The 17,700-nt window shown below is 70.8% G+C and carries 17 protein-coding genes; 2 read left to right on the top strand and 15 right to left on the bottom strand.

The genetic code is table 11. The features are described from left to right. Positions 1 to 6: 6 nt before the first annotated feature. The 5 genes from ACQ3HE_RS08560 to ACQ3HE_RS08540 all read right to left on the bottom strand — a co-directional run bounded on the left by ACQ3HE_RS08560 (position 7) and on the right by ACQ3HE_RS08540 (position 6,252). Complete coding sequence (locus ACQ3HE_RS08560) at positions 7 to 1,470, bottom strand: FAD-dependent monooxygenase (protein ID WP_430892226.1); 1,464 nt, start codon at positions 1,468 to 1,470, stop codon at positions 7 to 9. Positions 1,471 to 1,629: 159 nt separating this feature from the next. Beyond that, positions 1,630 to 2,235 carry a class I SAM-dependent methyltransferase gene (locus tag ACQ3HE_RS08555; RefSeq protein WP_430892224.1) on the bottom strand — a complete coding sequence of 202 codons (606 nt, stop codon included), beginning with the start codon at positions 2,233 to 2,235 and terminating at the stop codon, positions 1,630 to 1,632. 26 nt (positions 2,236 to 2,261) lie between these two features. Further along, a complete protein-coding gene (locus ACQ3HE_RS08550; protein WP_430892222.1) occupies positions 2,262 to 3,497 on the bottom strand; it encodes an MFS transporter in 1,236 nt (411 codons plus the stop codon). Positions 3,498 to 3,653: 156 nt separating this feature from the next. Then, positions 3,654 to 5,051: an alpha/beta fold hydrolase gene (locus tag ACQ3HE_RS08545; protein WP_430892220.1), complete on the bottom strand. Its 1,398-nt coding sequence runs from the start codon at positions 5,049 to 5,051 to the stop codon at positions 3,654 to 3,656. Between the two features lie 4 nt (positions 5,052 to 5,055). After that, positions 5,056 to 6,252 (bottom strand): DUF418 domain-containing protein, encoded by a 1,197-nt coding sequence (locus tag ACQ3HE_RS08540; RefSeq protein ID WP_430892218.1) that lies wholly within the window; start codon positions 6,250 to 6,252, stop codon positions 5,056 to 5,058. Positions 6,253 to 6,298: 46 nt separating this feature from the next. Here ACQ3HE_RS08540 and ACQ3HE_RS08535 point away from each other — a divergent pair, with 46 nt between their 5' ends. Beyond that, on the top strand, positions 6,299 to 6,877 hold the full coding sequence (locus ACQ3HE_RS08535) for a TetR/AcrR family transcriptional regulator (RefSeq protein ID WP_430892216.1): 579 nt from the start codon (positions 6,299 to 6,301) through the stop codon (positions 6,875 to 6,877). A 16-nt stretch (positions 6,878 to 6,893) separates the two neighbouring features. On the opposite strand, the gene ACQ3HE_RS08530 is transcribed toward ACQ3HE_RS08535, so the two are convergent. From ACQ3HE_RS08530 to ACQ3HE_RS08490, 9 genes are all read right to left on the bottom strand, one after another. Beyond that, positions 6,894 to 7,508 (bottom strand): DUF6578 domain-containing protein, encoded by a 615-nt coding sequence (locus ACQ3HE_RS08530; RefSeq protein ID WP_430892214.1) that lies wholly within the window; start codon positions 7,506 to 7,508, stop codon positions 6,894 to 6,896. Continuing rightward, complete coding sequence (locus ACQ3HE_RS08525) at positions 7,505 to 8,110, bottom strand: DUF6578 domain-containing protein (RefSeq protein WP_430892212.1); 606 nt, start codon at positions 8,108 to 8,110, stop codon at positions 7,505 to 7,507. The genes ACQ3HE_RS08530 and ACQ3HE_RS08525 overlap by 4 nt, the downstream gene beginning before the upstream one ends. After that, on the bottom strand, positions 8,107 to 8,709 hold the full coding sequence (locus ACQ3HE_RS08520; protein ID WP_430892210.1) for a GNAT family N-acetyltransferase: 603 nt from the start codon (positions 8,707 to 8,709) through the stop codon (positions 8,107 to 8,109). Before ACQ3HE_RS08520 ends, ACQ3HE_RS08525 begins: the two co-directional genes overlap by 4 nt. Positions 8,710 to 8,803: 94 nt before the next feature. Continuing rightward, positions 8,804 to 9,943 carry a 3,4-dihydroxyphenylacetate 2,3-dioxygenase gene (hpaD, locus tag ACQ3HE_RS08515; protein WP_430892208.1) on the bottom strand — a complete coding sequence of 380 codons (1,140 nt, stop codon included), beginning with the start codon at positions 9,941 to 9,943 and terminating at the stop codon, positions 8,804 to 8,806. A 52-nt stretch (positions 9,944 to 9,995) separates the two neighbouring features. Next, positions 9,996 to 11,510 (bottom strand): 5-carboxymethyl-2-hydroxymuconate semialdehyde dehydrogenase, encoded by a 1,515-nt coding sequence (gene hpaE, locus ACQ3HE_RS08510; protein ID WP_430892206.1) that lies wholly within the window; start codon positions 11,508 to 11,510, stop codon positions 9,996 to 9,998. Further along, complete coding sequence (locus ACQ3HE_RS08505; protein WP_430892204.1) at positions 11,507 to 12,253, bottom strand: GntR family transcriptional regulator; 747 nt, start codon at positions 12,251 to 12,253, stop codon at positions 11,507 to 11,509. The genes hpaE and ACQ3HE_RS08505 overlap by 4 nt, the downstream gene beginning before the upstream one ends. After that, entirely contained in the window at positions 12,250 to 13,755 is a 1,506-nt protein-coding gene (locus ACQ3HE_RS08500; protein ID WP_430892202.1) for a fumarylacetoacetate hydrolase family protein, read from the bottom strand. Before ACQ3HE_RS08500 ends, ACQ3HE_RS08505 begins: the two co-directional genes overlap by 4 nt. A gap of 59 nt (positions 13,756 to 13,814) precedes the next feature. Then, complete coding sequence (locus ACQ3HE_RS08495) at positions 13,815 to 14,627, bottom strand: HpcH/HpaI aldolase family protein (protein ID WP_430892200.1); 813 nt, start codon at positions 14,625 to 14,627, stop codon at positions 13,815 to 13,817. After that, complete coding sequence (locus tag ACQ3HE_RS08490) at positions 14,612 to 15,394, bottom strand: 2-keto-4-pentenoate hydratase (protein ID WP_430892198.1); 783 nt, start codon at positions 15,392 to 15,394, stop codon at positions 14,612 to 14,614. The genes ACQ3HE_RS08495 and ACQ3HE_RS08490 overlap by 16 nt, the downstream gene beginning before the upstream one ends. Before the next feature lie 157 nt (positions 15,395 to 15,551). Between ACQ3HE_RS08490 and ACQ3HE_RS08485 the strand changes: the two genes are divergently transcribed. Next, on the top strand, positions 15,552 to 16,925 hold the full coding sequence (locus ACQ3HE_RS08485; protein ID WP_159877413.1) for an MFS transporter: 1,374 nt from the start codon (positions 15,552 to 15,554) through the stop codon (positions 16,923 to 16,925). A gap of 6 nt (positions 16,926 to 16,931) precedes the next feature. On the opposite strand, the gene ACQ3HE_RS08480 is transcribed toward ACQ3HE_RS08485, so the two are convergent. Next, on the bottom strand, positions 16,932 to 17,630 hold the full coding sequence (locus ACQ3HE_RS08480; protein WP_430892196.1) for an IclR family transcriptional regulator: 699 nt from the start codon (positions 17,628 to 17,630) through the stop codon (positions 16,932 to 16,934). Between the last annotated feature and the right edge of the window lie 70 nt (positions 17,631 to 17,700).

The raw sequence follows: 17,700 nt of genomic DNA, 5'->3' as shown, positions 1-17,700 counted from the left end.
CTCACCTCACCGCGTCGGCTCGCCGAACCAGCGCCGGAGGGCCGGTTCGAGTGGTTCCCGCCCGTCGGCCAGCCAGACCACGTGGCCATCCGGGCGCAGGAGCGCCGCCGTGGCCGCGAGCTCCGGGGTCGTGGTGGCGACCCGGTCGACGCGGTCCGCCCAGCCGGACAGCCCGTGGGTCCCGGTCTGGTCGAGCAGGAGTCCGCGACCCTCGTGGAGGAGGGTGAACAAGCGCCCGCCGTCGACCAGGGGGAGGTCGTGGAGCCGTCGACCGAGCAGCGACCCCTTGTCCGAGCCGCTGTCCACCGCTGCGCCGGGACCTCCGACGTCGTATCGGATGCCGGTGGACGCGATCCGCTCGCCCAGGAAACGGGCCACGTCGTCGAACCACATCAGGTCCGAGAACAGCCGACGCACCGCCTGCGGGCCGGGGTCGGGGGACAGGAGGACGCTCTGTGCTCGGGTGAGCGTGAGGACGTCGTCGGCGACCGGGCGGCGCTCGGTCGCGTAGGTGTCGAGGAGGTCGGCCGGTGCCCACCCGGCGAGCTCGGCGGCCAGCTTCCATCCGAGGTTGAACGCGTCCTGGACTCCGAGGTTGAGGCCCTGCCCGCCGAGGGGCGGGTGCACGTGGGCGGCGTCGCCGGCGATCAGCACGCGGCCGACCCGGTAGCGCTCGGCGAGTCTCGTCGCATCGGTGAAGCGCGACAGCCAGCGCGGGGAATGTGCGCCGAAGTCGGTCCCGGCGAAGCGCTCGAGCCGGGCCCGGAACTCCTGGATCGTCGGAGTCGCCAGGCGTTCGTCGGCGGGGGCGTCGGCGGGCGCCACCGCGCGGAAGAACGCGTCGGACACCGGTCCGATGCCGAAGCCACGGTGCGTCTTCCGGACCTCGTCGGCGATGGCGGCGACCTCGTCGGCCGGGAGGGTGACCTGGATCTCCCCGAGGATCCACTCGGTCTGCGCGGGCTCGCCTGGGAAGCCGATGCCGAGGATCTTCCGGACGGTGCTCCGCCCGCCGTCGCATCCGACGAGCCACCGTGCCCCCAGGCGCTCACCGTCGTCCAGCTCGACGGTGACGCCGTCATCGTCCTGTTCGAGGCCGACGAGTCCGTTCCCGCGACGCAACTCGGCACCGAGCTCGAGCGCGCGTTCGGTCAACAGCCGATCGGTGACCGGCTGCGGGAGACCGAGGATGTAGTCGTGCGCGGTGTCGAGCGGTACGGGTCGCGGCGGGACGATCCCGGCGAAGTGACCGGCGGCGCCCGGGTACCGCGTGCCCTCGGCGAGGAACCGGTCGAGGATGCCGCGCTGGTCGAGGATCTCGATGCTCCGCGGGTGGAGGCCCAACGACCGCACGGCAGGGTTCGGCTCGGCGTCCCGCTCGAGGACGAGGACGTCGACGCCGTGGAGCCGGAGTTCGGCTGCCAGCATCATGCCGGTCGGGCCGCCACCGCTGATGATGACGTCATGCATGAGGACCCCGTTCTCGCGGTCGGAGGCGACCGCGGCCACCCATTCTGGAGGCCGGAAGGGGTCTTGCGGCAAGCCCCGGTGCCCGGCATACTCTGGAAATGCAGCGGCAGTGAGTTGCGGCGGATCGTCGCTCAGCCTCGGGCCGGGCGACGAACCACCTCACCTCACCGCGTCGGCTCGCCGGGCCAGGACCGCGCCGTGCGGCCGCTGGTCGAGGCTCGTCCTGGTGTGCGTCTCGGCGACCTCGAACCCCGCCCGGCGCACCCGCTCGGCCAGCTCCATGACCGGCCAGCGATAGGCCGTCACCACGGCGTGGTCGAACGCCTCGACCGCCGGACCCTCGAAGCAGCCGATCAGCAGTTCGCCGCCCGGTCGGAGCACGCGTCCGAACTCCGCGAGCGGTGTCTCGATCGTGTCGGGACGGTGGTGGATCAGCGAGTACCAGGCGAGGACGCCGCCCACCGAGCCGGTCTCTGCGTCGAGGGTGTCGAGGCTGCCGAGGTCGTACCGCGTCTCCGGGTGCTCGGCGCGGGCATGCGCGATGAACTCGGGGACCAGATCGACGCCACGGATGTCGAGCCCGCGCGAGGCGAGGTACGCCGTCCAATGGCCCGGGCCGCAGCCGGCGTCCAGCGCGGGATCGGCGATCCGGTCGGCCCAGGAGGTCACGAGCTTCCGGTCCGACGGGTGCACTGACGCCATCGTGCCCAGCAGCGTCGCGTACTCGGCGGACCGACGGGCATAGGCGTCTCGGACGGTGCGCATGCTCTCACCGTATCGATGGGCCCCGATCACGTTCGCGGTGAGTCGTCCCCGGTGGACGACTCACCCGGCGTGAGCCTGGCGAGCGTCGCCGCGACGAGGACGACGACGGCTGCCGCCGCACAGATGCCGACGACCGCGGTGGGTGCACCGGCCGCCTGGATGAGGACGCCGGCGATCGCACTGCCCGCTGCCGCACCGATGTTGTGTCCCGTGTTCACCCAGGTCGTCGCGGCGTTCTGCTGGTAGCGCCCACCGGCTGTGTGCGCGGCGACGTAGGAGACGATCATGATCGGCGAGAAGAACAGCCCGGCGACCGCGAGGACGACGCCGACGGCGAGGAAGCCGGTCACCGCGGCGATGAGCGAGGCCGAGACGAGGAGCGCCCCCGCGAGTGCGACCAACTGGCGGACGGCCGACCCCGGGACCGAGAGCGCCCCGTACAGCAGCCCGCCGAGGGCGCTCCCGCCGGCGAAGAGTCCGAGGGCGATGCCCGCGGCGGCCGCACCACCGTATTCCGCGAGCACGACCGGTACGGCGACACTGATCGTGCCCGAGACCGCCCCGGCGACCAGCACCGGCAGGAGTATGGCGATGAAGCGGGCGTCGAGTAGGAGTGACCGCCCACAGTCCTGCCGGGGGACGCTGCGATCCTGCGGCGCCATGCTGCCGACGGTCGAGGTGCTCACGAAGAGGAGTCCGCCGATGAGGACGAACCCGGCGGGCACGAGGAGCGCCGTCCCCGGGGCGATGACGGCGAGGGCCAACCCGGCCGCCGCGGGTCCCGCGAGGTAGAGGAGTTCCTCGATGACCGCATCCAGGCTGAGTGCCTTGCGCAGGAGTTCACCGTCTGGCGTGAGTCGGCCCCAGGCGACTCGCATCGTCGGCCCCAGTGGGGGAGCGAACGCGCCCGCCAGTCCCGCGAGCGTGATCAGGAGTGCTCCGGGAGCGTCGGTGAGCGACGCGACGGCCAGGGCCGCGATGGCGCCACCGAAGACGAGGACCAGGATGGCCAGGACGCGACGCGCGCCGTGGCGGTCGATGAACCAGGCCCGAAGCGGTGCGAGGAGGCTCGCCGTGGCGCCGTAGACGGCCACCGCGACACCCGCGAGGGCGATCGAACCCGTCGCCTCGGAGACCGCGTAGAGCAGGGGAAGCAGCACCAGCGCGTAGGCGGATCTGCCGACGAGTGCGGACCCGAAGGTCAGCGGGACATGGGGAAGTGCGAGCACGTCGAGATAACGTGCTGTCCGGGTGGACGACATGAGAGGAACTCCAGTGAAACAGGGCGCGCTCGACGGCGCGCGGGGTGATCAGGATCGGGACGATGAGCGTCGGGGACGACGCGCGGGCCGATCAATCACGAACTGGAGACATGTGGGGCAGCCTATCGGCAACGACGAGCGCCGTGCTGTCGTCCGCTACAGCGTCGTCAGGAACGCCCGGATGTCGTCCGCGAGGAGCTCGGGCTCCTCGTGCGGGGCGAAATGGCCGCCTCGGGGCATGGTCGTGAACCGTCGCACGTCGTAGCTCCGCTCTGCCCAGCTGCGCGGCGGGCTCGCCAGGTCGTGCGGGAAGAGCGCGACCGCGGTCGGCACCTCGACCCGGTCGACACGCGTCGTGATCCCGGTCGCGGACTCGTAGTACGGGCGGAGCGAGGTGCCGATCGCGTTCGTGAACCAGTAGACGGAGGCGAGTGTCGCGAGGTAGTCGTCGCTGAACCGGGACGAGACGTCGCCGCCGCAATCGCTCCAGGCCCGATGCTTCTCGAGGATCCACGAGAGCAGGCCGACAGGGGAGTCGGACAGTGCGGGAGCGAGCGTGAGCGGACGCGTGTGGTGCTGATGCTCATACGCGCCCTCCTCGGCGTCCCAGGCCTCGACCCGGGCGAGATGCGCCTGCTCCTCCTCGGTGAGCGTCTCGGCGTCGACCTCGAGCGGCGCGGCGACCGCGAGGAGGTGGATGCCGGCGACCGCCTCGGGATGCGCCTGCGCGAGCCGAGAGGTGATCCCGGCCCCGAGGTCGCCTCCATGGGCGGCGTACCGGGCGAAGCCGAGGTGATCGTGCATCAGCGTGTGCCACAGCTCGTGCGTCTGATCGCCGGAGGTCGGCCGTTGCGGCGAGAACGGCAGGCCGGGCAGCGCTGGCACGATGACGGTGACGGCGCTCGCCGGGTCCCCGCCGAAGCGGGACGGCGTCGCGAGGCGCCTGGCGAGTCCGACCAGTTCGAGGGCGGTGCTCGGCCACCCGTTCGTGAGGACGACGGGGATGCCGCCCGGGGCCTCAGCGTCGAACCGGAGATAGGTGATGGCGGCCTCGCCGATCTCCGCCTGGTGCCACGGCAGGGCGTTGATGTCCCGCTGCTGTGCCTCCCAGTCGAAGTCGTCCGCCCAGTAGGTGACGAGTCGCCGCAGCTCGTCCTGGTCGGTGCCGGCCTCCCAACCGGCGGTCGGCCACCGGTCAGGCCAGCGGGTGTCGTCGAGTCTGCGGCGGAGGTCGGCGAGGTCGTCGTCGCTGACGTCCATGACGGTCTGGCCCGCTGGCGACCGGGTCACCAGGTAGCGGCGCTCGATGGCCGCGGTCGCGCGCCCCCACTCGCTTGACGCGACGCGCGCCTGGTGTGCTGCGAACGACTCGTCGTCCTCGAAGACCTCGGCGACGTCCCAGACGAGCGGGTCGTCCGTCGGCGTCACCTCGAACGACACGCACCCCGGTTCGGCGCGGGTGAGCGCGACATGCTCCGGCAGATGGGTCTCGACGATCGCCACGTCGGTCGGTGTCGCGCAGATCAACTGGCCGGTCAGGTGCACGGTGGTCATGGTCTCACCGTAGCGAGGGTCGGCCCTCCGGCTGCTTCGTCCCGAGCTCCGCACCGCGTTTCCAGAGCCATTCGACGGGGCCGAGTGCGAACCGCCGGAGCCAGAGGTGGGCGAAGCCGGTCACGAGCGCGGCGATGACGACGAACGCGGCGACGGTGACCGGGACGCGCCACGGGGCGGCGAGTTCGGCGAGGCCGAAGCCCCAGCCGTAGAAGATCGCGCCGCCGAGGAGGTTCTGGAGCAGGTACGCGCTCAAGGCGACCTTCCCGAGTTCGCGGAGGCGTGAGGCGGTCCAGCCGTCGGTGCCGAAGCGACGACAGAGCTCGACGGTGGCGCCGAGGATCCCGAGCGCCACGAGGGGTGCGGCCAGGTAGCGTTCGGCGAGGAGCCCCGCCGTACCTCCCCAGATCCCGAGGGCGAGGTCGACCGGGAGCGCGCAGGCCCCGATGATCATCAGGCGGCGCCGGAGTCGCCCCCCGGTCTCACCGAAGACCCCGGCCTGGAAGAGGTGTGCGCCGGCGAGGAACATCGCGAGCGTGAGGAATCCGATCAGCACGGGCTCCGCGCGGAACACCCCCATGTTGTCGAGCCGGAAGACCGCCAGGCCGAGGAACGAATCAGTGGCGTAGGGGCTCGATCCGGCGGGGAGCGGGAGGTCGCCCGACACCGCCGGCGTCGTGGCGATGAACGCGACGATCGCGCTGATGAGGAGGACGTGCAGCGCGCCGAAGACGGCGATCATGGTGCGCTGGGCGCGGGGCCTCGTGAGCAGGAGCCAGGCGACGATGGCGCCGGTGACCGCATAGCCCATGAGGACGTCGAACTCCGCGATGAGGACGTAGTTCACCGCACCGTCGATGAGGAGCAGGGTGGCGCGCCACAGGTACCGGCCCGGCCAGCGCTGCTCGCGTCGGCGTGCAGTGGCGTGCTGGATCGCGAGTCCCGCGCCGAACATCAGGGTCAGGAGGGCGAGGAACTTACCCTGCGTGAGCGCCATGAGGGCGAGCTGGATCGTGCCCGCGGCGGGGCCGGTCTCCGGCGTCACCGGGCCCGAGAGCATCCCGAGCAGACCCCAGGGGTGCGAGAACACCCAGATGTTCGTGCCGAGCGTGCCGAGGATCGCGAGTCCGCGGACCACGTCGAGTGCGGCGATGCGTCGGGAGGTCGGCGGTGATAGCGGCAATACGCTCGTATTGGTCATGTGAAGACCGTACCCTGTCGAGTGGGCGATGGCGAAAGCGGAGGCGATGACCGAGCAGGACACGAACAGGGATCGGATCCTCGATGCACTGCTGCGGATCATGGCGTCGCGCGGTGCCGACGCGCTGACCATCCGCACGGTCGCGAGCGAGGCCGGTGTCTCCGTCGGCGCGGTCCAGCATCACTTCCCGACGAAGGATCGACTGGTCGTCGCGGCGATGACCGAGGTCAACGAGCGGTTCCGTCGGCGTGTGGCAGCACGGCTCGAGGCGATGAACTCCGAGGGGGAGCGACTTCGGATCTTCTGTCGTGAGATCGCCTGTGTCGAGGGTGATGACCTGACCGACGGGATCGTCTGGGTCGCCTTCGCCGCTCGGGCGAGCACCGAGACCGAGGTGCGCGCGATCCACGCTGCTGACTGGGCCCGCACCGAGGAGGTCCTCCTGCGGCTGCTCGTCGCCGCGTTCCCGGAAGACGGCCTGGCCGCGGACGATGCGGCACTCCTGCTGGCGGTGCTCGACGGCATCGCGGTCGCGCGAGCAGCGGAGCAGTCGGACCGGATGACCCCGGAGCGCGCCGAACGCCTGATCGACGCGACGCTGCTGGGACTGCGCCGAGCGGGCTGAGCCACGCCGGTCCGGCTCAGTCGACGTCCAGTTCGAGCTCGACAAGGTAGCCGACAAGTCGTGGTTCGACCTCGCCCGGTGGTGGGATGGTCCCGCGCGCTGCATGTGCTTCGGCTTCCGCGTCCGCGGCCGCCTGTTCCGCTGCTCGCGCTGCTGACCGAGCTCGTGCTGCCGACCGGGCGTCGGCGCCCTCGACCCCGCGCCGGGGCGGAATCCGAGGCGTCTCCTCCACGATGGGCGGCCCTGGCACAGTTTCATGGTGCGTCACGAACGGGGAGTGCGGTACGCCGATGTACACGCCGCTGCCTGGGGGACCGATCAGTCGCCTCGCCGCAGGCAGGGCTCCGAGTGGCAACGGAGGGCGCTCCGTGTGGACGAGGCGCGAGAGCACGGACACCGTCGCCAGCCTCGACAGCGTGCCCGTCAAGCACTCCGGAGCGGGGTCCTCCTCGTGGTGCCTCTCGACACCGTCGATCCGCACCGCGAGATCGGCCCCGATCTCATCGATCAGCCAGGTCCGCTGTGTGTCGTCGACAGGCCAGACGGACAGCGTCGCCTGCTCTCCGGTTACCAAGGGGCCGCCGCAGCAGCGCCACTCCCAGCGGGTGAGCCAGAGCGTCCGCCGCGTCATGCGCCCACCTCCGTGTCCGGGCCGTCGACATCGAGTTCGACGAGATAGCCGACCAGTCGGGGTTCGATCTTGCCGGGCGGTGGGACGCACCCGGGCGCTGCTGCTTCGGGCGCGTCCGCCGCTGCTCGTGCGGCTCGGGCCTCGGCTCGGATCTGGGCGTGGTCCTGCTCCGATTCCGGCGGGACCAGGGACGCCTCACGCACCACGGGCGGCCCGGCGACGACGTCGTGGTGCATGACGTATCGAGAGGGCCGCACCTCGGCGAACACGGGGCTGTCAGGGGAACCGGGAAAGCGCGACCCTGGGCCGGCGACCCCTGGTGGCAGCGGTGGCCGTTCGGTGAGCGTCAGGCGTGAGGGCACCGAGACCGTCGCCGATCGGACCACCGTCCCGGACAATCGCTCGGGGGCTGCAGCACCGTCATGGTGCTGTTCGATGGCGTCGATGCGGGCGGTGAGGTCCGCGCCGACCGTCTCGACCAACCAGGCTTTCCGGTCAGCTGCTACCGGCCACACCGCGAAGATGACAGCGTCGCCCGTCGCGAACGGCTTGCCGCAGCACTCCCACTCATCCGAGCTGAGCCAGACCGTCCGCCGGGTCATGCGCCCACGTTCGGATCCGGGACGCTGAGTCGCAACGCCAACTCGGCCGTCGGCGCGGTGAGGACCCGCAGCGCGATCGCGTCGCCAGGCATCGGTACCCGACCGGCCTCGGTGAGCCCCCAGTGGCGGTACATCGCGGCCACCGCGGTCGCCCGCTCGTAGACGCCGATGAACGTCTGCGATTCCGTCCGATCTCGCAGCAGTGCGGCGAGGCAGGTCCGTCCGATGCTGCGTCCGCGTTCGGATGCCGTGACGGCGAGCTCGTGGACCACGACGGTGTCGTCCGGCTGGGCGAGGGCGGCGCTCGCCGCGTCGCTTCCCTCGGCGAGCTGCGCGAGGATGCCGAGCCAGGCCGGGTCTGCGTCGAGGCCGTGGGCGAGGGCGAAGCCGACGAGGCGCCCGCCGTCCGAGGCGGTGACGAGCCGCCCACCCCGGTGTCCGAGGTGCTCGGGCCCCCACTGCCGGATCGTCCCGAGGTCGAGCGCGTCCTCGTTGTACGGCTCGGCGGTGAACGCCTCCACGAAGAGCGCGGTGACGTCGTCCCACGCCGCTCCGGGTGCGGATCCGGTGAAACTCTCGAAGGCGACCGGCTTCGTCATCAGGCCAGCATAGAGACGGCGCACCAGTGTTCGTCCGCCCATGTTTGGGCGAGCGGACACTGCGTCGCCCAAGGATGGGCGAACGAACCGAGGCCTAGAGCGTGTTGCCGAGCTTGAAGCCCTGCGCTTCGTCGCCCTTGCGGGTGTAGGAGAAGCCGTCGGCACCGATGGTGACCTCGAGCTCGGAGTCATCGGTCCGGGAGGCCACCGGCTTCGGCTCGCCGTCGAGGTCGAGGACGAGCGACGCTTCCGTGTACCAACTCGGCACGACGGCGTTGCCCCACCAGTCGCGACGCTGGTTGTCGTGCACGTCCCACGTGACCACCGGGTTGTCGGGGTCGCCGGTGTAGTAGTCCTGGGTGTAGATCTCGATGCGGTGGCCGTCGGGGTCGCGGATGTACAGGTAGAACGCGTTCGAGACGCCGTGCCGGCCAGGGCCGCGCTCGATGACGTCCGACATCCGCAGCGCGCCGAGCTTGTCGCAGATCGCGATGATGTTGTGCTTCTCGTGCGTCGCGAACGCCACGTGGTGCATGCGCGGTCCGTCGCCACCCGTCATCGCGGTGTCGTGCACCGTCGGCTTCCGGCGCATCCAGGCCGCGTACGTCGTCCCGGCCTCGTCCTGGATGTCCTCGGTGACCCGGAACCCGAGGTCCTCCATGTACGCGACCGCCCGCGGCACGTCGGGCGTCACCTGGTTGAAGTGGTCGAGCCGCACGAGCGCGCCCGGCGTGTACAGGTCGTAGCGCCAGGCCAACCGCTCGACGTGCTCCACGTCGTAGAAGAACTCGACGGGGAACCCGAGCGGATCCTCGACGCGCACCGAGTCGCCGATGCCCTTCACATACCCCTCGGCACGACGCTCCACCCGGCACCCGAGCTCCGTGTAGAAGGCGACCGCGCGGTCGAGGTCCTCAGGACTCCGTACCCGGTAGCTGAACGCAGCGACGGCTGCCACCGGCCCCTGCCGCAGCACGAGGTTGTGGTGGATGAACTCCTCGAAGCTCCGCAGGTAGACGGTCGTCTCGTCCTCCTCCGTGACCACGAGGTCGAGGACGTCGACGTAGAACTTCCGGCTCGCGGCGAGATCCGTGACGACGATCTCCATGTACGCACAGCGGAGGATGTCGGGCGGGGTGGCGGCGGGCGTCGGGATGCGGTTCACCGGCACGGGGATCGGGTCGGTGGCGGTCACGACGGGCTCGGCCGATGACGGGGTGATGGGGTTCGACATGATCTGCGTCCTTGCTGATCTCGGTTGCTGGGTGAAGGTCGACCGGGAGCGGTCAGTGCGCGGCCTGCAGCGGCCCGCCGGTCCCGAAGCGTGGGGAGTTCGCCTGGTTCAGCGTGATGTGCACCGCCTGCTGGTCGGTGTAGAAGTCGATCGAGCGGTAGCCGCCCTCGTGGCCGAGCCCCGAGGCCTTCACCCCGCCGAACGGGGTGCGGAGGTCGCGCACGTTGTTCGAGTTCAGCCACACCATCCCGGCCTGCACGTTCTGCGAGAAGGTGTGGGCCCGCTTGAGGTCGTTCGTCCAGATGTAGGCGGCGAGCCCGTACTTCGTGTCGTTCGCGAGCGCGAGTGCCTCCTCATCGGAGTCGAAGGGGGTGATTGCGACGACCGGCCCGAAGATCTCCTCCTGGAAGATCCGTGCGGTCGGCGGGACGTCGGCGAAGACCGTCGGCGCGACGTAGTTGCCGGTCGGGAACCCCTCGGGGCGACCGCCGCCGGCGACGAGGCGGCCCTCGGTCTTGCCGATCTCGACGTAGCCCATGACCTTCTCGTAGTGCTCCGGGTGCACGAGCGCGCCGACCTCGGTGGCCGGGTCGTTCGGGTGCCCGACGACGATGTTGCGGGCACGCTCGGCGTAACGCTCGACGAAGTCGTCGTAGACGCTCCGCTCGACGAGGATGCGGCTGCCGGCGGTGCAGCGCTCACCGTTCAACGAGAACACCCCGAACACCGTCGCGTCGAGGGCGTCGTCGAGGTCGGCGTCGGCGAACACGACGGCCGGTGACTTGCCGCCGAGCTCCATCGAGAGCCCCTTCAGGAACGGCGCGGCGTTCGCGAAGATGAGCTGACCGGTGCTGCTCTCGCCGGTGAACGAGATGAGCGGCACGTCCGGGTGCTTCACGAGGGCGTCGCCGGCGTCCTCGCCGAGCCCGTTCACGAGGTTGAACACGCCGTCGGGCACGCCGGCGTCGCGGACGATGTCCGCCCACAGGCTTGCCGAGAGCGGGGTGAACTCCGCCGGCTTGAGGACGACCGTGTTGCCGGTCGCGAGGGCCGGAGCGAGCTTCCAGCTCTCGAGCATGAACGGCGTGTTCCACGGCGTGATGAGCCCCGCGACGCCGATGGGCTTGCGGTTGACGTAGTTCACCTGCCGCCCGGGCACCTTGTAGGTGTCGTCGTGCTGGGCGACGATCAGGTCGGCGAAGAACCGGAAGTTCTCGGCGGCGCGCTTCGCCTGCCCGAGTGCCTGCGTGATCGGCAGCCCGGTGTCGAAGCTCTCCAGCTCCGCGAGGCGGGCGTCCTGCGCCTCGACGGCGTCGGCGACCCGGTGCAGGATCCGGCTGCGCTCGCGGGGGAGGAGCCGCGGCCACGGACCCTCGTCGAAGGCGCGCTTGGCGGCGGCGACGGCGAGGTCGATGTCCGCCTGCTTGCCGGCGGCGGCCTGGACGTAGGTCTCGTTCGACACCGGGTCGAGGACGTCGAAGGTGTCGCCGTCGACCGAGTCGACGAACGCGCCGTCGATGTAGTGCCGGATACGGTCGGGCAACGCTGCCGGAACGTGCTGGGTCATGGGTGGTTCCTCCGGTCGGTGGTGGACGGCGGTGACGACGGCGGGCGGGCCGTCGTGGGCGGCTGGTGCTCCGCCTGGTACGCGACCATGGCGTCGAGCGTCGCCGTGCGGTGGTCGCGGGCGGCGATCTCGATCTCGAGCGGCTGCGCGCCGGCGGCGATGAGTTCGAGGATGCCGTCGTGCTCGGCGACCGACTCCCGCGCGCGGCCGGGCACGAAGCTGAACGTGGAATCACGGAGCGCGTTCAGCCGCCGCCAGCCGCGGTGGACGAGGTCGAGGACGTGCGGGTTCGGGCACTCCTCGAAGAGGACGGTGTGGAACTCCAGGTTCAGCGCCGTGAACGCGTGCGGGTCGAAGTCGTCGAGCGTGCGGCGCATCCGCTCGTTGATCTCGCGGGCGCGGGCCAGATGGTCGTCGGTGAGGTAAGCGGCACTCATCGAGGTCGCTGCGCCCTCGACGAGGGCGAGCGTCTGCATCGTGAAGAGGTACTCGGTCTCGTGCAGCATCGCGACCTGCGCGCCGACGTTGCGCTCGAACGTCACGAGCCCCTCGGCCTCCAGCCGACGGATCGCCTCGCGCACCGGGACCACGCTGATGTCGAGCTCACCGGCGATCTGTCCGAGCACCAGCCGGTACCCGGGGACGAAGCGCCCCTCGTCGATGGCCTCGCGGATGAACCGGTAGGCGCGCTCGGACTTGCTGAGCGACGCCTCCTGCCCGGTCGTCGGGTGTGGTCCGCTCATCGTCCCTGCTCGCTCTCGTATCGCGCCCGCCACTCGGCGTTCAGCGGGAAGAGGCCGTCGACGGCGGCACCGCCACGGACCTGCTCGGCGATCCAGGCGTCCTCCGCCTCCTGCACGACCGCCTCCGCGGCGACCTCGGCGGCGAGCGCCCGGGGGATCGCGATGACGCCGTCGCCGTCCCCGACGATCACGTCGCCCGGCAGGACGGTCGCCCCGCCGCAGGTGATCGCGACGTCGGTCTCCCACGGCACATGGCGGCGCCCGAGGACGGACGGGTGCGGACCCTGTGAGAAGGTCGGCAGGTCGAACGCCGCGACCTGCTCGGCATCGCGGATCCCGCCGTCGGTGACGACCCCGGCCGCTCCCCGCTGCTGTGCCCGAAGCGCGAGGACGTCACCGACGGTGCCCGTGCCGCGCTCGCCGCGTGCCTCGATCACGATGACCTCGCCGGACTCGACCGTGTCGAAGATGCGCTTCTGCGCGTTGAAGCCGTTCCCACGCTCGGCGAAGAGGTCGGGCCGGTAGGCGACGAAGCGGAGGGTGCGGGCCACGCCGACCATGCGCGTGCCCGGTCGTGAGGCGTGGACGCCCTCGATGAAGACCTCGGTGTACCCGCGGGCCCGCAGCTTGGCGCTGAGCGTCGCCGTCGAGACCGACGCGAGCTGCTCGGCGACCGCGGGGTCGAGCGGTTCGGCGACCCGATCACCGAGACCGTCCCGGTCCCTGAGCTTGTCGAAGGGCAGACCCGCCGCCGCAGCGTCCCCCCAGGCCTCGATCCGCTGACGGTCGTCGACAGCCGGCTTCGCGCCGAACCCGCCGAAGGGCTCGGTGCCCTCGACGACCGTCGTCACGAGTCGACCGCTCGTCGGGGTGCCGGGTGCGGTCGGTGCGTCGACCTCGACCTCGACGACGTCGCCGGGCACGACGACGGAGGAGCCGGCGGGTGTGCCGGTGAGGATGACGTCGCCGGGCTCGAGCGTCGAGAGCTGCGAGAGGTCGGCGATGAGCTGGGCGAAGGGGAAGAGCAGCGTGTCGCTCCTGTCGTCCTGGACCACGACGCCGTTGACCCAGGTGCGCACGCGGAGGGCGGCCGGATCGATCTGCTCGGCGGGGATGACGGACGGGCCGAGGGGCGTGTAGCCGTCGCCGCCCTTCGAGCGCAGGTTCGACCCCTTGTCGGCACTGCGGAGGTCGTAGAGCCCGAAGTCGTTCGCCGCGGTGACGCCCGAGACGTGCTGCCAGGCGTCCTCGACGCGGACGCGGCGGGCCGCGGTACCGATGATGATCGCGATCTCGCCCTCGAAGGCGAGCAGTTCCGCGCCGGCCGGGCGCTCGATGGTGCCGCCCGTGCCTGAGACGGAGGACCACGGCTTGAGGAAGTACGAGGGGTGCTCCGGCGTGCGGCCGCGCTGGGCCGCTCGCGACGGGTAGTTGAGGTGGACGGCGATGATCTTGCCGCTCCCGCTGTTCGGGAGGCCTTCGATGCCCTGGTGGCTACTCATCACACGTCCTCACTGTCGGTATCCAGAATCGTATACGATCCGGACGCGGTGGGAAAGGGTCAGTACCCGTCGCTGCGGGTCGCGTCGCTCCGGCCGTCGATGAAGCGCTCCGCCAACTGTTCGGACGCGCGCGCGAGGAGCGACACGTCCGCACCGACGAGGACGAAGGACGCCCCGCGGTCGAGGTAGTGCTCGGCCATGACGGGGTCGAAGGCGTTCACGCCGGCCGGCTTCCCGGCGGCGGCGGCGGCATCGAGCACCCGCTCGACAGCGCTGACCACGGTGGGGTGCCCCTGCTGGCCGAGCAGTCCGAGCGACGCCGAGAGGTCGGCCGGACCGACGAACACCGCGTCCACGCCGTCGACCGCGAGGATCTCGTCCGCCTGCTCCACGGCCTCCGCCGACTCGATCTGCACCGTGAGCGACACCGAATCGTTCGCCTGCGCGAGGTAGTCGTCGACCCGGTTCCAGCGGGAGGACCTCGCGAGCGCGCTGCCGACCCCGCGGACGCCCTGCGGCGGGTACCGCACGGCCTGCACGAGCGCCGCCGCCTGCTCGGCCGACGACACCATGGGCACGATGAGGTTCTGCGCCCCGAGGTCGAGCACCTGCTTGATGACGACCGCGTCGCCGAACGGCACCCGCACCAGCGGACACACCGGGAAGGCGGCCACCACCTGCAGCTGTAGCTGGATGCTCTCCAGGGTGTTCGCCGAGTGCTCGCCGTCGATGAGGAGCAGGTCGAGCCCGCTGCCCGCCGCGATCTCCGCCGCGATCGGGCTGCCAGACACCACCCACATGCCGATGAGGGGGCGATCCGCGGTGCGCAGGCGCTCGCCGAAGGTCGGCGGCAGGGTCAGTCGAATCGGCATGTCACGGCTCCCAGTCCCTGGTATTCGGCGTGGACGGTGTCGCCCCGTTCGACCCACATCGGTCTCGTGAACGATCCCGACAGGATGATCTCCCCGGCGGCGAGACTCCCGCCGTGCTGGGCGAGCTTGCCGGCGAGCCACGCGACGCCGAGTGCCGGGTGCCCGAGGACGGCGCCGGCGACGCCCGACTCCTCGATGGTCTGGTTGCGGTAGAGCAGGGCCGAGACCCAGCGCGGGTCGAGCGTGTCGGGGCGGACGGGCGTTCCGCCGAGCACCATGGCACCGAGTGCCGCGTTGTCGGCGATGGTGTCGACGATCGTCCGGCCGCTGAGTTCGATGTGGGAGTTGAGGACCTCGAGCGCCGGCACGATGTGGTCGGTCGCGTCGAGCACCTCGAAGATCGTGCAGTGCGGGCCCTGCAGTGGGCGGCCGAGGACGAAGGCCAGCTCGACCTCCACGCGGACGTTGGAGTAGGCGTCGAAGTCGAGCGTCGCGCCCGAGTCGAAGACCTGGTCGTCGAGGATGACGCCGTAGTCGGGTTCGGTGATCCCGGTGGCCTGCTGCATCGCCTTCGAGGTGAGGCCGATCTTGTGGCCGACGACGCGCCGACCGGCGGCGATGCGGCGTTCGGCCCACAGCGCCTGCACGGCGTAGGAGTCCTCGATGGTCATGTCCGGGTGCCGGGCGGTGAGGAGGGGGATGACGCTCCGCTCCTCGTGCGCCGCCGCCAGCTCGTCGGCGATCGCCTGTCGTTCGTGATCCTGCATCGCGTCCCGTCCTCATCTGCGTCGACTGCGGCCTGCGATCACGATACGGTGCGTCGTCATCGACTGCCTCTTGCGCGGTGAGCACGATTGTATACGATGTGGTGTACATTCTGGCGGTCCAATGACGGGCCGCGACGGACAAAGGGGTCTCGAGACAATGACAACCGCATCACTGGCGCGAGCGACGACGCCCGCGGAACTCCGGCGCGTGGCCTTCGCCACCGTCATCGGCACCACGGTCGAGTGGTACGACTTCTTCCTCTACGCGAGCGCCGCCGGTCTCGTCTTCTCGCAGCTCTTCTTCCAGCCGGCAGGGCCGCAGGCCGCGCTGCTGCTGTCGTTCGCGACGGTCGGCGTCAGCTTCCTGTTCCGGCCGCTCGGCGCGTTCGTCGCCGGGCACTTCGGTGACCGCATCGGCCGGAAGAAGATGCTCGTCATCACGCTCTTCCTCATGGGAGCTGCCACGACGCTCATCGGTCTGCTGCCGACGTACGACCAGATCGGGATCATCGCCCCCGCCCTGCTCGTGTTCCTCCGCATCCTGCAGGGGCTGTCGACCGGCGGGGAGTGGGGCGGCGCCGTCCTCATGGCCGTCGAGCACGCCCCCACCGGTCGCCGCGGCCGGTTCGGTGCGTTCCCGCAGATCGGCGTCCCGATCGGACTGCTCCTCGCCTCCGGCATGCTCGCGCTCATGACGGGCGTGATCTCGCCCGGTGCCGCGTTCCTCGAGTGGGGCTGGCGGATCCCGTTCCTGCTGAGCTTCGTCCTGATCATCGTCGGCTACGTCGTGCGCCGGAAGGTCGATGAGAGCCCCGTCTTCGTCGCGCTCGCCCGCAACAAGGAGCGTCGCCGGGTCCCGATCATCGAGCTCTTCCGTCACCACTGGCTGCTCGTGCTGCTCGCGGCGCTCACCTTCGCCGGCAACAACGCTGCCGGCTACATGACCACGGGCGGCTACATCCAGAACTACGCGACGACGCCGCTCGCCGACGGTGGCCTGGTGGGCATGGAGCGGACGCCGGTCCTGCTCGCGGTGACCGGGTCGGCCATCGTCTGGCTCATCGTCACGTGGTTCGCGGGTTCGCTCTCCGACCGGATCGGCCGACGCAACACCTACATCATCGGCTGGGTCGCGTTCCTGGCCACCGTCTTCGTGCTCTTCCCGCTCGTGAACACCGGCAACCCCTGGCTGTTGTTCCTCGGGCTCGCGCTGTTCACGATCGGCAACGGCTTCACCTACGGGCCGCAGGCGGCGTACTTCGCCGAGCTGTTCCCGGCGTCGATCCGATACACGGGTGTGTCGGTCACCTACGCGATCGGCGCCATCCTCGGCGGCGCGTTCGCACCGACGATCGCGACCTGGCTAGTGCAGGTCACTGGCTCGTCGACGAGCGTCGCGTTCTACATCGCCGGCATGATCGTCATCGCCTTCGCGGCGACCCTCCTCCTGCGTGACCGCACGGGCATCCCGCTCGGTGGCGAGGCGGAGGACGAGCAGAGCCGTGGTCAGATCTACGGCGCGCGGAGGTAGCCGCGGTCAGACCGACGACGCGATGGTCGCGGCCCCCTCGATGAGGCGGGCCGCGATCTCGGTCTCGGGGCGGCTGCTGGAGACGTAGACGACCGCGAGGGCGGCTGCCGGCGAGCCGTGCACAGCGAGTGGAACCGCGACGGCGCGGAGACCGGTGATGACCTCGTCGTGGCTCGACGCCCAGCCCTGTTCGCGGACCACGGCCAGCTCGGCGCTGTGGTCGTCGTCGAGGGCGGCCGGCCACCGCGACGCAGGCAGACGGGACGCGATCGCCTTGCCGGGAGCGCCGACGCCGACCGGGTGCCGGGTGCCTGGCCGCTGCGCGATCGACCCCATCGTGTGCCGTGGCTCGACGCTGACGAGGGTGACGATCTCGTCGCCGTCCAGCACGGTGAGGAAGCAGGTCATGCCGAGCTCGTTCGCGATCGCCGTCAGCTCGGGCAGGGCGGCGGCCTGCAGGTCGTGGGAGACGCCGGCGGCGAGGGCTGCCAGGCGCGATCCGAGCGCGATCCGTCCGGCACCGTCGCGGACGACCAGGCGGTGGTCTTCGAGCGTGCGCAGCAGGCGGTAGGTGACGCTGCGGTGCAGACCGAGCATCGCGCTCAGGGCGTCGATCGTGAGCGGGGTGCGCGCGTCGGCCAGGACCTCGAGGATCCGGATGCCGCGCGAGAGCGTCTGGGAGTGGGCGCTGCTGGCATCGGTCACGCTCCGACCCTATCGACGAGCCCCCTGAGTTGCCCGGATCGGTGCGATTCTTCGCCGAAACCGCGCAGAA

The organism is Plantibacter auratus (genome assembly GCF_050587365.1).
In the GTDB taxonomy this organism is placed as follows: domain Bacteria; phylum Actinomycetota; class Actinomycetes; order Actinomycetales; family Microbacteriaceae; genus Plantibacter; species Plantibacter auratus.
Note: the sequence above shows the minus strand (reverse complement) of the source record. Positions and strands in the feature narration are given on the sequence as shown.

What these genes read in the sequence shown, in the direction of transcription:
- ACQ3HE_RS08560 (WP_430892226.1), bottom strand. Translation starts at nt 1,470, where the DNA reads ATGCATGACGTCATCATCAGCGGTGGCGGCCCGACCGGCATGATGCTG.
- ACQ3HE_RS08555 (WP_430892224.1), bottom strand. Translation starts at nt 2,235, where the DNA reads ATGCGCACCGTCCGAGACGCCTATGCCCGTCGGTCCGCCGAGTACGCG.
- ACQ3HE_RS08550 (WP_430892222.1), bottom strand. Translation starts at nt 3,497, where the DNA reads ATGTCGTCCACCCGGACAGCACGTTATCTCGACGTGCTCGCACTTCCC.
- ACQ3HE_RS08545 (WP_430892220.1), bottom strand. Translation starts at nt 5,051, where the DNA reads ATGACCACCGTGCACCTGACCGGCCAGTTGATCTGCGCGACACCGACC.
- ACQ3HE_RS08540 (WP_430892218.1), bottom strand. Translation starts at nt 6,252, where the DNA reads ATGACCAATACGAGCGTATTGCCGCTATCACCGCCGACCTCCCGACGC.
- ACQ3HE_RS08535 (WP_430892216.1), top strand. Translation starts at nt 6,299, where the DNA reads ATGACCGAGCAGGACACGAACAGGGATCGGATCCTCGATGCACTGCTG.
- ACQ3HE_RS08530 (WP_430892214.1), bottom strand. Translation starts at nt 7,508, where the DNA reads ATGACGCGGCGGACGCTCTGGCTCACCCGCTGGGAGTGGCGCTGCTGC.
- ACQ3HE_RS08525 (WP_430892212.1), bottom strand. Translation starts at nt 8,110, where the DNA reads ATGACCCGGCGGACGGTCTGGCTCAGCTCGGATGAGTGGGAGTGCTGC.
- ACQ3HE_RS08520 (WP_430892210.1), bottom strand. Translation starts at nt 8,709, where the DNA reads ATGACGAAGCCGGTCGCCTTCGAGAGTTTCACCGGATCCGCACCCGGA.
- hpaD (WP_430892208.1), bottom strand. Translation starts at nt 9,943, where the DNA reads ATGTCGAACCCCATCACCCCGTCATCGGCCGAGCCCGTCGTGACCGCC.
- hpaE (WP_430892206.1), bottom strand. Translation starts at nt 11,510, where the DNA reads ATGACCCAGCACGTTCCGGCAGCGTTGCCCGACCGTATCCGGCACTAC.
- ACQ3HE_RS08505 (WP_430892204.1), bottom strand. Translation starts at nt 12,253, where the DNA reads ATGAGCGGACCACACCCGACGACCGGGCAGGAGGCGTCGCTCAGCAAG.
- ACQ3HE_RS08500 (WP_430892202.1), bottom strand. Translation starts at nt 13,755, where the DNA reads ATGAGTAGCCACCAGGGCATCGAAGGCCTCCCGAACAGCGGGAGCGGC.
- ACQ3HE_RS08495 (WP_430892200.1), bottom strand. Translation starts at nt 14,627, where the DNA reads ATGCCGATTCGACTGACCCTGCCGCCGACCTTCGGCGAGCGCCTGCGC.
- ACQ3HE_RS08490 (WP_430892198.1), bottom strand. Translation starts at nt 15,394, where the DNA reads ATGCAGGATCACGAACGACAGGCGATCGCCGACGAGCTGGCGGCGGCG.
- ACQ3HE_RS08485 (WP_159877413.1), top strand. Translation starts at nt 15,552, where the DNA reads ATGACAACCGCATCACTGGCGCGAGCGACGACGCCCGCGGAACTCCGG.